The organism is Sphingopyxis sp. H050, from assembly GCF_001468265.1.
GTDB lineage: Bacteria > Pseudomonadota > Alphaproteobacteria > Sphingomonadales > Sphingomonadaceae > Sphingopyxis.
Genome location: NZ_LNRZ01000003.1, coordinates 391,636 through 405,522 on the forward strand (window position 1 = coordinate 391,636; position 13,887 = coordinate 405,522).

9 protein-coding genes are annotated in these 13,887 nt (G+C 69.4%); 5 read left to right on the forward strand and 4 right to left on the reverse strand.

Going from position 1 to position 13,887, the window contains the following annotated elements; genetic code table 11:
- The first annotated feature begins 28 nt into the window (after positions 1-28).
- The 3 genes from addB to trxA are packed head-to-tail and all read left to right on the forward strand — an operon-like array spanning position 29 to position 6,891.
- Positions 29-3,061, forward strand: a complete 3,033-nt coding sequence (gene addB / locus ATE67_RS08050; protein WP_058816197.1) for a double-strand break repair protein AddB — start codon at positions 29-31, stop codon at positions 3,059-3,061.
- Positions 3,058-6,537 carry a double-strand break repair helicase AddA gene (gene addA, locus ATE67_RS08055; protein ID WP_058816198.1) on the forward strand — a complete coding sequence of 1,160 codons (3,480 nt, stop codon included), beginning with the start codon at positions 3,058-3,060 and terminating at the stop codon, positions 6,535-6,537. The genes addB and addA overlap by 4 nt, the downstream gene beginning before the upstream one ends.
- Before the next feature lie 33 nt (positions 6,538-6,570).
- Positions 6,571-6,891: a thioredoxin TrxA gene (trxA, locus tag ATE67_RS08060; protein WP_058816199.1), complete on the forward strand. Its 321-nt coding sequence runs from the start codon at positions 6,571-6,573 to the stop codon at positions 6,889-6,891.
- A gap of 79 nt (positions 6,892-6,970) precedes the next feature.
- On the opposite strand, the gene argJ is transcribed toward trxA, so the two are convergent.
- The 4 genes from argJ to ATE67_RS08080 form a co-directional block, all read right to left on the reverse strand.
- Positions 6,971-8,197, reverse strand: coding sequence for a bifunctional glutamate N-acetyltransferase/amino-acid acetyltransferase ArgJ (gene argJ, locus ATE67_RS08065; protein ID WP_058816200.1), 1,227 nt, complete (start codon positions 8,195-8,197; stop codon positions 6,971-6,973).
- A 157-nt stretch (positions 8,198-8,354) separates the two neighbouring features.
- On the reverse strand, positions 8,355-9,791 hold the full coding sequence (locus ATE67_RS08070; RefSeq protein ID WP_058816201.1) for an aldehyde dehydrogenase family protein: 1,437 nt from the start codon (positions 9,789-9,791) through the stop codon (positions 8,355-8,357).
- A gap of 120 nt (positions 9,792-9,911) precedes the next feature.
- Positions 9,912-11,231, reverse strand: a complete 1,320-nt coding sequence (locus ATE67_RS08075) for a M20/M25/M40 family metallo-hydrolase (protein WP_058816202.1) — start codon at positions 11,229-11,231, stop codon at positions 9,912-9,914.
- 55 nt (positions 11,232-11,286) lie between these two features.
- Positions 11,287-12,759, reverse strand: a complete 1,473-nt coding sequence (locus tag ATE67_RS08080; protein ID WP_197411901.1) for a PQQ-dependent sugar dehydrogenase — start codon at positions 12,757-12,759, stop codon at positions 11,287-11,289.
- A 209-nt stretch (positions 12,760-12,968) separates the two neighbouring features.
- Here ATE67_RS08080 and ATE67_RS08085 point away from each other — a divergent pair, with 209 nt between their 5' ends.
- Positions 12,969-13,181 carry a helix-turn-helix transcriptional regulator gene (locus ATE67_RS08085; RefSeq protein ID WP_058816204.1) on the forward strand — a complete coding sequence of 71 codons (213 nt, stop codon included), beginning with the start codon at positions 12,969-12,971 and terminating at the stop codon, positions 13,179-13,181.
- A 5-nt stretch (positions 13,182-13,186) separates the two neighbouring features.
- Positions 13,187-13,837: a hypothetical protein gene (locus ATE67_RS08090; RefSeq protein ID WP_156416951.1), complete on the forward strand. Its 651-nt coding sequence runs from the start codon at positions 13,187-13,189 to the stop codon at positions 13,835-13,837.
- The last annotated feature ends 50 nt before the right edge of the window (positions 13,838-13,887 follow it).

A 13,887-nucleotide genomic window follows, 5' to 3' on the forward strand; every position in this document is an offset into this window, starting at 1 on the left:
CGGATCGTCATCCCGGCGAAGGAAGCTGATGGCTGCGATTGATCAGCCCACCATCTTCTCGATCCCCGTTCACCGGGCGTTCGCCGACGCGCTCGCCGCCGGAATCATCGCGCGATATGCCGACGGCGCGCTCGGGCTTGCCGAGGGGCTGATCCTGTTGCCCAGCAACCGCGCGCGGAGCGCGGTGCAGGCCGCCTTCGTGCGCGCGGGCGGGCAGGGACTGCTCATGCCGCGGCTGGCGGTGATTGGCGATGCGGACCTTGACGAGTCGGTGGCGCTGGCGCTCGATGCCATCGACGACGAGCCGATGCCGCCCGCGATCGACGCGCTGCGGCGGCGCCTGCTGCTTGCCGAACTGATCGAGCGATATACGCCGCCGGGCGAGACGCCGATCGCGGGCGCCGCGGCGTTCCAGCTTGCCGACGGGCTGGCGCGGGTAATCGATCAGCTCCATTATGAAGAGGTCCGCGTCGGCGACCTGGTCGACCTCGACCTCGGCGCCTTTGCCGAACATTGGCAGGCGTCGCTCGGGCGGCTCAAGCTGCTCGTCGATCATTGGCCCGCGGTCCTGGCCAAGACCGGCAGCATCGACCGGGCCGAGCGGCGCAACCGGTTGCTGGGGCGCGTGACCGCGGCATGGCGCGCGGCGCCGCCGGCGCGGTTCGTCGTCGCGGCGGGCATCACGACCGCCGCGCCCGCGATCGCGCGGTTGCTGCGCACCGCGGCCGATCTGGAGCGCGGAATGGTCGTGCTGCCCGGCCTCGATCAGGCGATGGCGGCCGAGGAATGGGACGCGCTCGGGCCGACGCGGCCCGATCCCGAAAATCCGGCGCGGCCGCTGGAGACGCATCCGCAATATCATTTGAAGCTGTTGCTCGACCGCATGGGAGTCAGCCGCGACGCGGTGGTCGAATGGGACGCGACCTCCGGGTTTGACGGACCCGAGGCGCGCAGGCCCTTCGTCTCGCTGCTCTTCGCGCCCGCCGACTATAGCGCGCAGTGGCAGGCGGCGGGCGATTTATCGGCGGCGACCGAGGGGATTTCGGGGGCGGTGTTCGCCGACGACGGGCAGGAGGCGCAGGGGATCGCGCTGCTGCTGCGCGAGGCGATCGAGACGCCGGGGCGCACCGCGGCGCTGGTGACGCCCGACCGCGGCCTCGCCGAGCGCGTTGCGGCGGCGCTGGCGCGCTGGGGGATTTCGGTCGACGACAGCGCGGGCCAGCCCTTGTCGCGGACGCCGCCGGGGGCGTTGCTGCTGTTGCTGGCCAAGCTCGCGGCGGAGTTCGATCCGGTGGCGCTGGTGTCGCTGCTGGGGCATCCGCTGGTGCGGAGGGGCGAGGGACGGACGGTATGGCTCGATCAGCTGCGGCGGCTCGACCTGGTGCTGCGCGAGCCGGGGCTGCTGCCGGGATGGGACGGGGTGAGTGTGCGGATTGCATCGTCGCCCCCGCGCAGGCGGGGGCCGTTGGCGGCCTCGTCCGGCCATACAGGCGAAGACATCCAGCGGCCCCCGCCTGCGCGGGGGCGACGGATTGACACCGACACGCTGCAGGATTGGTGGGAATCGCTCGTGGAAGGCCTAGGCGTAGCACTCGCGCCCTTTGCCGCACCCGCCCCCCCCGCGACCTTGCTGGCGGCGCTGCAGCAGGCGGCCGAATGGCTCACCGGCGATGCGATGTGGGCGGGACCGGCGGGGCGGATGCTCGCCGAACTGTTCGATCAATGGGCGCTCGCGCGCGGCGATGGCCCGGCGCTGGTCGACCCCGCCGACTTTCCCGATATGCTTGGGCAATTGCTTGTGCAGGCAAGCGTGCGGCCGCCCTATGGCGGGCACCCGCGCCTGTTCATCTGGGGCTTGCTCGAAGCGCGATTGCAGCGCGCCGATCTGATGATTTTGGGCGGGCTCGACGAGGGGCGCTGGCCCGCGGCGACGCAGCCCGACCCGTGGCTCGCGCCGGGTATCCGTCGCCTGCTCGGCCTGCCCGCGCCCGAGCGGCAGCAGGGGATGGCGGCGCATGATTTCGCGAGCGCGCTCGCGGCGCGCGAGATCGTCGTCACGCGCGCCGAGCGGAGCGGCGGCGATCCGGCGGTGGCGTCGCGCTTCTGGTTGCGGCTCGCGGCGCTGGCCGGCGACCTGCCCGAACCGGCGCCGGGCGGGGTGGCGCTGACGCGGCTCGCGGCCGAACTCGATGTGCCGGTGGGCGGCACGCAGCCGGCAGCCCGGCCCGCGCCGCGGCCGCCGGGCGACGACCGCCCGCGCAAGATCAGCGTCACCGCGGTCGACCGGCTCGCGCGCGATCCTTTCGCTTATTATGCGAACCAGATGCTCGGCCTGTCGGCGCTCGATCCGCTGAGCGCCGCGCCTGATCCGCGCTGGCGCGGCACGCGCGTGCACCGGCTGTTCGAGGATTGGGTGCGCGGCGGCGCGACGCGCGAAGGGTTCGAGCGCGAGCTGGCGGCGCTGCGGGAGGATGCCGCGCTCGATGCGATTGCGCGCGCTTTCTGGCTGCCGCGGATCGAGCCGGCGCTGCGCTGGGCGGCGGCGCAAGTTTGGGACCGCGACGATCGCGCGCCGCTTGGGGTCGAGGTGAGGGGCGAGATCAGCGTCGGCGGCCTGACGCTGCACGGCAAGGCTGACCGGATCGACCGGGATGATCGGGGGCGGCTGGCGATCGTCGATTATAAATCGGGCGGCGCGCCGAGCGCGAAGGCGGCGTTCGACAAGCTGGACAACCAGCTCGGCCTGCTGGGGCTGATCGCGCGCGAGGGCGGGATGACAGACATCGCCGCGGCGCCGGTCGACGCGCTTGAATATTGGAGCCTGCGGCCCGACCGGCGCGCGGGCGGCGCGGGGAAGATTTCGAACACTTACGGGCCGCGCAGCGACCTTAAGACTGCCGAGATGGCGATCGACCATGCCGCCGATGCGCTGTCCGAGCTGGCGGCGCTCTACCTGTTCGGCGACGCGCCCTTCGTGCCGGGCGAGGTGGCGGGCTATGGCGAGTATGACCAGCTGATGCGGCGCGACGAATGGTTCGGGCGCGGGGAGGAGGGCGCTTGAGCAAGCCCGCCGGCCTCGCGACGCTCGACCCGCGGCAGGGCGCTGCCGCCGATCCCGAAAGCCATGTCTGGCTGGGTGCGTCGGCGGGGACGGGGAAGACGCAGGTGCTGTCGGCGCGCGTGCTGCGGCTGATGCTCGACGGGGTGTCGCCGGAAGCGATCCTCTGCATCACCTTCACCAAGGCGGGCGCGGCCGAGATGGCGCACCGCATCCACGAACGGCTCGCGGCGTGGGTGCGGATGGACGACGGCGATTTGCGGCTCGACCTCCGCGCGCTGGGGCTCGACTGGGACCGGCCGGGGCTGATGACGCGCGCGCGGTCGCTGTTCGCGACGGTGATCGACAGCCCGGGCGGCGCGATCCGGGTGCAGACGATCCATGCCTTTTGCCAGACATTGCTCGCGAGCTTCCCGCTCGAGGCGAAGCTGCTGCCGGGGTTTCGCGCGATCGAGGAGGATGAAGCGGGGGCGTTGCAACGGGCGGTGCTGAGCCGCCTGCTCGAAGAGGATGACGAGCGCGCCGCGCTGCGCGACGCGGCGGCGATGCTGTCGCGGCGGCTGGGGCAGGAGGCGGCTTTGTCCTTCCTGTCGAGCTGTGCCGCGGCGTTCGGCGGGCCGCGCGCCGCCCTGCCGCCATCGGCGCACGACCTGCGCGCGGCCTTCGACCTGCCGGGCGGCGATCCGGATGCGTGGATCGCGGGCGAGATCGCGGGCGGGGCGATCCGCGACGACGATATCAAGGCGGTCGCGACGAGCGGCGCGGCGTGGGGAACGAAGACGGGCGAAGCTTGCTCCGACGCGATGGTCGGCTGGCTGATCGCCGATGCGCCCGCACGCGCGGCGATGCTCGGTGATCTGCTCGGCCGCTTCCTCACCGGCAAGGGCGAATTGCGCGCCGACTTCGCGGGCGACAAGGGCAAGATGACCGGCTGCGTCGACGGCGCGGTGCGGATCGTCGAGGCGGTGCAGCGCCTGCTCGGCACCGCGACCGCGATGCGCGTCGCCGACGATCTCGCTGCAGCGTGGAAGCTCGGGAGCCGGTTTGCCGAAGCCTATGCGCTCGCCAAGCGCCAGCAGGGGCTCGCCGATTTCGACGATCTGATCACGCTCGCGGGGTCGCTGCTGCGCGTCAGCAGCTTCGGCGAATGGGTGCGCTTCAAGCTCGACCAGCGCACCGACCATATCCTCGTCGACGAGGCGCAGGATACGAACATGCGCCAGTGGGGCATTGTGCTGTCGCTCGCCGAGGAATTTTTCGCTGTGGCGCCAGGCGATGACGGGCGGATGCGCACGCTGTTCACGGTCGGCGACCGCAAGCAGGCAATTTTCGGCTTTCAGGGCACCGAGCCAAAGGCGTTCGCCACCGCGCGCGAGATGTTCCACATCCTCGGCGAACGCGCGGGCCAGGATTTCCGCAACGTCGATCTCGTCTCCAACTATCGCTCGACGCCTGCGGTGCTCGAGGTGGTCGATGCCTGGCTCGCAGCCGGGGGCACCGGCGCGATGGGGCTCGATGGCGCCGAGCCGCCGCACCGCCCCTTCCGGTCGGGGCATGCGGGGCAGGTCGAGTTGTGGCAGCCGCTGCCCGTGGGCAAGGCGCTCGATGCCGAGGCCGACGAGGGCGATGAAGGCGGCGACGGCGGCGATGGCGACGGCAGCGCGCCCGCCTCGGACCCCGCCTCGATGCGGCTGGCGAAGGCGATCGCGGGCGAGGTGCAGGACTGGATCGCGCACGGCAAGGACGGGCGGCCGGTCGCGCCCGGCGACATCATGATCCTTGTCCGGCGGCGGCGCGACCTTGCGGCGCGGATCGTCGCGCGGTTGCAGGCGCTGCACGTGCCCGTCGCGGGGGTCGACCGCTTCGCGCTGACCCAGCCGCTCGCGGTGCAGGACCTGATCGCGGCGATGCGCTTTGCAGTGCAGCCGCTCGACGATCTCAATCTGGCGTCGCTGCTCGTGTCGCCGCTGATCGGCTGGACGCAGGACGAACTGTATGCGCGCGGCCACAAACGCGGCCGCGCGGCGCTGTGGGAGCATCTGCGGGCGAGCGAGGGCGATGTGCCGCCAGCGACGATGGCGGCGCTGCGGCATCTGCTCGGCATGGCCGATTTCACGACGCCGTTCCGTTTCCTGGAAACGGTGCTGTCGGGGCCGATCGACGGGCGGCGCAAACTTTACGCGCGACTGGGGCGCGAGGCGCGCGATCCCATCGACGAGCTGCTGAATCAGGCGCTCGCCTTCGAGAGCCGCGAGACGGTGTCGCTGCTCGGCTTCCTGACGCAGGTGTCGGCGAGCGCGGCCGACATCAAGCGCCAGACCGAGGCGCGCAGCGACGTCGTACGCGTGATGACGGTGCACGGGTCGAAGGGGTTGCAGGCGCCGATCGTGATCCTGGCCGATGCGACCGACGATGCGGGAATCGGGCATCGTCCGTTCAGCGTCGATGTCGCCGCGTGGGAGAAACTGCCCGTGTTCGCGCTGCCCGCCGACGAACGGCACGGGGCGCTGGCCGACGCCCATGCGGCGGCGGCGCGCGCGGCAGAGGAGGAGCATTGGCGGCTTTTCTATGTCGCGATGACGCGCGCCGAGGAAATCCTGGTCGTGGCGGGGGTGACGAAGAAGGCCGACCGGACGATCCCCGAAGGCAGCTGGCACGCGGCGGTCGAATCGGTGCTGCCGGACATGGGCGCCGAATGGGAGGATGCCGGGCCGCTATGGGGCCGGCGCCGCGTCCACCGTGCCAATGCGGGCAAATGGGCGAGGAAGGAAAAGGCGGCGAAGGTGGCGGCCCCCGCGCTGGTGCTTCCCGAATGGGCGCATCGGCAAGCCCCCGAGGAAGCGCGCCCGCCGCGCCCGCTGGCGCCGTCGGCGCTCGGCGAGGACGATGTCGCGGTGCCGCCGCAGGGGACCGCGCGCGTGGCGGCGGTCGAGCGCGGCTTGCTGCTCCATGCGCTGTTCGAGCGGCTGCCGCCGGTGGCGGCGGGCAAGCGGCGCGAGGCGGCGCTGCGCTGGCTCGGCTTGCAGGCGCCGACGCTGGGTGATGCGGCGCGGTCGGCGATGGTCGGCGAAGTGCTCGCGATACTCGACGATCCCGCGCACGCGGCGCTTTTCGGCCCCGGCAGCCTGGCCGAGGTGCCGCTGTCGGCGGTGGTCGACGGCGCGGTGGTGGCGGGGATCGTCGACCGGCTGCGCGTCTCCGACGACGCGGTGACGGTGATCGATTACAAGACCGGGCGGCAGGTGCCCGAACACGTCGGGGCGGTGCAGCCGGCCTATCTGCGCCAGATGGCGGCCTATCGCGATGCGCTCAGCGTGATCTTTCCGGGCAAGCGGGTCGAGGCGGCATTGCTCTACACCGCCGCGCCGCGGCTGATCATGCTCGACGACGCGCTGCTCGACGCGCACAAGCCCGGCTTGCTGGCAACCAAGGCGAATTTGCCGGGTTCAGCCCTTGAGCCGGACGCGCCGACGTCTTAGCTTGGCGGCAACAGCGTTTCAGGAGTTCAGACTATGGGTACCAAGGCCATTACCGACGCCAGCTTTCAGGCCGACGTCATTGACAGCGACACGCCTGTGCTGGTCGATTTCTGGGCCGAATGGTGCGGCCCGTGCAAGATGATCGGTCCGTCGCTCGAGGAAATCGCCGACGAACTCGGCGAAAAGGTCGTGATCGCAAAGATCAACATCGACGAAAACCCCGACGCGCCGAGCAAATATGGCGTGCGCGGCATCCCGACGATGATCCTGTTCAAGAATGGCGAGATCGCCGACACCAAGGTCGGCGCGGCGCCGAAGAGCGCGCTCAAGGGCTGGCTCGAAAGCGCGCTTTAAGGGATGTGAACCCCGGCGAAAGCCGGGGCCCATTTCACCGCGCCACATGGGCCCCGGCTTTCGCCGGGGTTCACACAGGTCAACTCCGGTAATCGGCGTTGATGCTGATATAGCCGTGCGTCAGGTCGCAGGTCCACACGGTGGCGCGGCCGTCGCCAAGGCCCAAGTCGGCGCCGATGCGGATGTCCTGGCCCTTGAGATGCGCCGCGACGGGCGCTTCGTCATAGCCGTCGACGGGCAGGCCGTCCTTCGCCACCCAATGATCGCCGAAGCGGATCGCGAGCCGGTCGCGGTCGGCGGGTTCGCCCGCTTTCCCCACCGCCATGACGACGCGGCCCCAGTTCGCATCCTCGCCTGCGATTGCGGTCTTCACGAGCGGCGAGTTGGCGATGGCGAGCGCGACGCGCTTCGCGCTGGCGTCGCTGGTCGCGCCGGTGACCTGCACCTCGATGAACTTCGACGCGCCTTCGCCGTCGCGCACGACCTGATGCGCGAGGTCGAGGGCGACTTGGCGGATCGCCGCATACAGCGCGTCGGCGCCGGGGTCGTCGCGCGTGGTCAGCGGCGTATTGCCGGTCTGCCCGGTCGCGAACAGAAGCACCGTGTCGCTCGTCGAGGTGTCGCTGTCGACCGTAATGCTGTTGAAGCTGCCGCCCGTCGCTTCGGCCAACATGTCCTGCAGCAGCGCGGGCGCGACCGCGGCGTCGGTGAAGATATAGCCGAGCATCGTCGCCATATCGGGCGCGATCATGCCCGATCCCTTGACGATTCCCGCTACGTGGACGGTCGTGCCGCCGACGATCGCGCTCGCGGCCGAACCCTTGGCGAAGGTGTCGGTGGTGCAGATGGTTTCGGCGGCGGCTTCCCACGAGCAGGGCGCGGCGGTGAGGGCGGCTGCAACCCCGGCGCGGGCCTTGTCCTTGGGCAAGGGCACGCCGATGACGCCGGTCGAGCTGACAAAGACTTCGCTTGGCGCGCAGCCGAGATGGCCCGCGACCTGGCCCATGATCTGTTCGACCGCCTCGCGGCCGCGATAGCCGGTGAAGGCGTTGCTGTTGCCGGCGTTGACGATCAGCGCGCGGCCCTTGCCGCCCTTCACCTGTTCGCGGCCGAGCTCGACTTCGGACGAGCAGCAGACATTGCGCGTGAAGACGCCCGCGACGGTGGTGCCGGGCGCGAGCTCGACATAGGTGAGGTCGCAGCGGTCCCAATTCTTGTAGTGTGCGCGCGCGACGCGGCGCGTGACCCCGGCGATGTCGGGGAGCGCGGGGAAGGCAGCGGGGGCGAGCGGCGAGCGGGTGGTCATGGGGGGCGCATAATCGCTATCGGCCCAAAGCAAAACCCCTCCCTGCAAGGGAGGGGCAGCGAGACTTGCGAGCTTGCTCGCTCGTCGCAGCGGGGAGGGTTTCGCTACGCGACAGGCCCTCCCCCAACCCCTCCCGCAAGCGGGAGGGGGGATTGGCTTACGCCGGAATGCCGCTGATCGCCTTGATTTCCATGAAGTCCTTGAGGCCGAACAAACCGCCTTCGCGGCCGTTGCCCGACGCCTTGTAGCCGCCGAACGGTGCGCCGGGGCCGGGGCCCCAGCTGTTCACCGCGACCATGCCGGCGCGCAGCTTCGGTGCGACGTCGGCGGCCTTGGCCGGATCGCCCGAAATCACCGCCGACAGGCCATATTCGGTGTCGTTGGCGATATCGACCGCCTGGTCGAGATCATCATAGGCCATGACCGTCGCGACGGGGCCGAAGATTTCCTCGTTGGCGATGCGCATGTCGCGCGTCACGCCCGAGAAGACGGTCGGCTTGATATAATAGCCGCGATTGACGTTGCTGGGCAGGCCGGTGCCGCCGGTCTCCAGCGTCGCGCCTTCGTCGATCGCCGACTGAATCAGGCCCTGGATCTTGTCGTACTGCGCCTTGTTGACGACGGGGCCGAGATGGCCGCCTTCCTGCAGCGGGTCGCCGACTTGCGTTCCGTCGAACATCGCCTTGATGACGCCGACGGCTTCGGCTTCGCGGTCCTTGTGGACGAGGATGCGCGTCGGCGCGATGCAGCTCTGACCGGTGTTGACCAGGACGCCCTGCACGGTCGGGGGCAGCACCGTCTCCAGATCGGCGTCGGGCAGGACGATGTTCGGCGACTTGCCGCCGAGTTCCTGATGGACGCGCTTGACGGTGTCGGCGGCCGCCTTGGCGACGAGAATGCCGGCGCGGGTCGAACCGGTGAAGCTCACCATTTCGATGCCGGGGTGCGCGCTGATCGCGTTGCCGACGGTCGGGCCGTCACCCTGGACGAGGTTGAACACGCCAGGGGGGACGCCTGCGGCGTCGAGGATTTCGGCGAAGATCACCGCGTTGCCGGGGCATTCCTCCGACGGCTTCAGGATCATCGTGTTGCCGGCGGCGAGCGCGGGGGCGACCTTCAGCGCGATCTGGTTGAGCGGCCAGTTCCACGGCGTGATCATGCCGACGACGCCGATCGGCTCATAGACGACCTTGTTGGCGCCATGCTGTTCGGCGAACTGGAAATCCTTGAGCGCGGCGATCGTGCCGACGAAGCCGCCGATGCCCGCGCCGACCTGCGCGGTGCCCGCGAAGCTGACCGGCGCGCCCATTTCGCTGGCCATCGACTTCGCGAGGTCGGCGCCGCGCTTCTTATATTCCTCGACGATGCGGTTCAGCAGGTCGAGGCGTTCTTCGCGGGTGGTCTGCGAGAAGGTCTTGAACGCTTCCTTGGCGGCGGCGACCGCGGCATCGACGTCGGCGGCGGTGCCGAGCACGACGGTCGAGGCCGCTTCTTCGGTCGCGGGATTGATGACATCGTGGAGTTTGCCGCCCTGGCTGTCGACCCATTTGCCGCCGATGTAATGCTGCTTCAGGTGCGTTTCGGTGTCGCTCATCGTTCTTCTCCCATCGGCGTCTAGAATACGTCTCTCATTGCTACCTAATGATGGCAGCGAATGAATCAAGCGACACTCCCTCTTTTCGTCGGATGACGACAGCGAGAGGGCGATATCGGTTCAGCGCTTTTCGGCAGAAAGGCGTGACATCAGGATGGCGGCGCGGGTCGCCTGACGACTGATGCTCGGGATATCGACCGCCTCGCCGGGCGCATGGTCGCCGGTGCTGTACGGCCCGAGGCCCGCGAGGCCGTCGACGTCGGCGGCGACGAAGCTGATGTCGCCCGCGCCGCGTTTCAGCGGGTCGAGCGGCGCCATCTCGGCGAGGCCGAGGTCGCGGTTCACGCCGTTGAGCTTGGCGAGGAGCGCGCGGTTGCCGTCGGTCGGGGCCATCGAAGGATAGCCGCCGGGATCGAAGGCGATCGTCGCGCTGGTGCCGGGGGCATGCTCGGCGACGATCGCGGTCATCTTGGCCTTCACCCGCTCGATCTGCTCGGGCGAGAGCGCGCGGAGGTCGCCGCGGGCGATCGCGATCGGCGCGATGATGTTCGTCTTGCCATTCGCGGTCGCGCGGATGCCGCCCGCATCAAGCTCGGCCTGCTGTCCGCCCGCGATCAGCCCGACGTTGAAGGTCAGATTGGGTTCGGGCAGTTCGGTGCGGAACCGGTAAAGGATGCGCGCGAGTTCGTAGATCGCACCGTCACCGGCCGCGGCACTGAAAATCCCCGAACTGTGCGCGCTTCTGCCCGTCGCGGTGACGGTCCAGCTGTCCGACGAGCGCCGCGCGACCGATCCCATGTCGGCACCGCCGTCGCGCACCAAGCCCTCGAAATCGAGCGCGACGTCGCTGCGCTTGCCCGCTGCGATCAGATCGGCGCGCGCCTTCTCGATCGGGCTCCCCGAATCCTCCTCGTCGCCGGTCATATGGATTTCGATATTGGCGTTCTTCAGCGTGCCCGCCGCCTGCATCGCGCGCAGCGCCGCGACGATCACGACCATGCCGCCCTTGTCGTCACCCGCGCCGGGGCCTTCGCCCCATTCACCGCGCTCGCCCTTGCGGACGAATGTCTGGAACGGCGAGTCGGGTTCGAACACCGTGTCGAGATGCGCGATCAGCAGCAGGCGCTTGGCGCCGGGCTTGCCGGTGTGCGTTGCGATCAGGTGGCCGGCGCGGCCCGTGTCGCGCATCGGCTTCCACTCGACCTTGAAACCCAGCGCTTCGAGCTCGGCGCGCATCATCGCCCCGACCTTCTCGACGCCTTCGAGGTTCAGCGAGCCGCTGTTCTGGTTCACGAGCTTTTCGAGCAGCGCAAGGCTGCGGTCGAGCTCCGCCTCGACCGTTCTCGCCATCCTGGCTTCCGCCGGGCTGAGTTTCGCCGCCGCCGCAGGCGCGAGGGCGAGTTGAAGGGCGATCAGGGCGGCAAAAGGCAGCGATTTCATGGGGGACTCCTCCGGATGTCCCCTTGTGGCGCGGTCGGCCTGTTGCCGCAAGCCGTCAGCCGGGGCGCACCATGAAGATGTCGCCGCCGATACCGACGATGAACAGATTGCCCGCGCTGTCTTCGCCGAACGATGCGATCGAGTTCAGCGTTCCGGCGTCGGGGGCGAAATCCTCGTTGCGCCGCGCGAGACGCGACGATGGCTGTGTCTGGCCGGCGACGAAGCTAGAGAAAGGGATCGACCAGATATTGCCGCTGACGAAGTCGGCGAAGACATATTGGCCGACGAGCGAGGTCACCGGGCCGCGGTAGACGTAGCCGCCGGTGATCGAATTGCCCTGCCGCGGCCCGCTGCCATGGCCATATTCGACGACCGGATCGGTGAGGCCGCCGGGCGCGGTTCCGGTGTAGGGCTGGGTGCCTTCCTTGAAACGCCAGCCGAAGTTGAGGCCGGGCTGGGTCGTGGTGACGATATCGACCTCCTCGACCGCACCCTGGCCGACGTCACCGATCACCAGCGTCGAGCCGCTGAACGAGGCGCGAAACGGATTGCGGAGGCCATAGGCATAGACATAGGGATCGCCGCCGCCCGACAGGAACGGGTTGCCCGGCGCGGGCGCATAGCTGCTGCCGTTCGCTCCGACGGTCAGGCGCAGGATCTTGCCGAGACGGACATTGGTGTTCTGCGCGTTGTTGCCGGGGTCGCCGCCACCGCCGCCGTCGCCGACGCCGACATAGACGAGCCCGTCGGGACCGAAGCCGATCCAGCCGCCATTGTGATTGTCGGCGCCGGGATGCGGCACGCTCAGCACCGTGTCGTAGACGGTCGAGCTGTTCGGCTGGCCGAGCGTGTAGCGGCGGACCTGGACATCGCCATTCGCGGCGGTTGCAACCGCGAGCAGCCGCTGCGACGTCGCATGGTCGGGATAGGCGGCGAGGCCGAGCAGCCCACGCTCGCCGCTCGTCGAAATGTCGGTGATGTCGAGCACGCGCGTGCGGCTGCCGTTCGCGGGGTCGAAACGATAGACGTCGCCGCCCTTCTCGACGACATAGACATTGGTGCTGCCGGGGATCGGCGCGACATAGAGCGGCTGGCTGAAGCCGGTGCCGACGCGCACGACCGCTATGCCCTCGCGGCTGTTGGTGACCGTGATGTTCACCGGCTGGGTGGCGCTGGCGCTGCCGTCGCTGACGCGGAGCGTTACCGCATAGACATTGTCGCCATTGGCATCCCCGGGCAGGTCATAGTCGGGCGCGGCGGTAAAACGCAGCGCGCCCGCCGAGGTGATCGAAAAGAGCCCGGCGTCGGCGCCGCCGTCGATCGAAAAGGTCAGCGTGCCGCCATCGGGATCGCTCGCCGTCGCCTGATAGGCGGCGGTCGTGTTTTCGGCGATGCTGGCGGTCTGCGCCGAGGTGAAGCTGGGCGGGGAATTATTCGCGGGGGGCGGATTGCCGCCGCCACCGCCGCCACCGCCGCAGGAGGCGAGCATGAGGGGGAGCAGGGCACAGGAGACGCGTAACAACCGCATGCGGTGCCACCTTTCGCAAATCCCCCACCGCCAACCTGCCATCGGCGGCGAAGGCGCGCAAGCCGGTCGTCACCGGCGCGTTAACCGCATCTGCCGGTCGGCGCCCTCGACCCCTCCACGTGGCGCCGCGACGGGCAGTGGGTGTCAAGAGTTCTTGACAGGGTGTATCCGGCGCTGTAAAGAGTGTTTGACAGGTTGCGAGGTGGGCATTGGAAAACAGGGTGCGCGATTGCCGCGAGCGGGCGGGGTGGAGCCAAGGCGAGCTGGCGCGCCGGCTCGGCGTGTCGCGCCAGACGATCAACGCGGTCGAGACCGACAAATATGATCCGAGCCTGCCGCTCGCGCTGCGCCTGGCGCGGCTGTTCGGGCTGGAGGTCCGCGAGCTGTTTATCGACCATTGGTTGCCGGAGGACGAAGGATGAAGGCGATGACGCAGGACGACGCGCAGAAGTGGAAGAAGACGGCCGTGAAGCTGATTGCTGGCGCGATCGTCGGTGGTGGGGTGTCAGCGGCGGCGCTCGGGATCGCGGGGACGTCGCTGCTCGACGCCATGGGGCCGTCGCGCGTTGCGCTCGCGGCCGTCGGCCTTGTCTATGCGATGATGGCGATGCTGGTCGGCTTCGGGCTCGCGATGCCGCGTGCCGGCGCGCAATTGCTCAATGTCGGCGATGCGGATGAATTGCGCGAGGAGCGGGCGGGCATGATGACCTCGGTCATCACGACGGGCACGATGGGGCTGGTCCTGCTGTTGCTCGCGGTTGCGCGGGCACCGGGCTTCGAAGCCGGCCTCGTATCGGCGCACGCCGCGATGACGGCGCTGGTGGTCGCGGTCGCCGGCGGCATCGTCGCCAGCTGGGCGTGGCGCAACCGGTATGACGAGCTCAACCGCCAGCTCGGCCTCGAAGGCTGTTTCTGGGCCTTTTGCCTTAGCTGGGTGCTGCTCAGCCTATGGGCGGCCGCAGACTTTCTGGGGTTCGGGCTCGCACTGACCGCGATCGATGTCGTGACCACGCTGTCCGCGATGATGTTGCTCGGGTCGTTCATCGCGATCGGCCGACGCGGCATGATGAGCCGCTAGGCAAAAGAAAAGGCGTCCGATCCCCCCAGACCGGACGCCCCCCCTTGTAG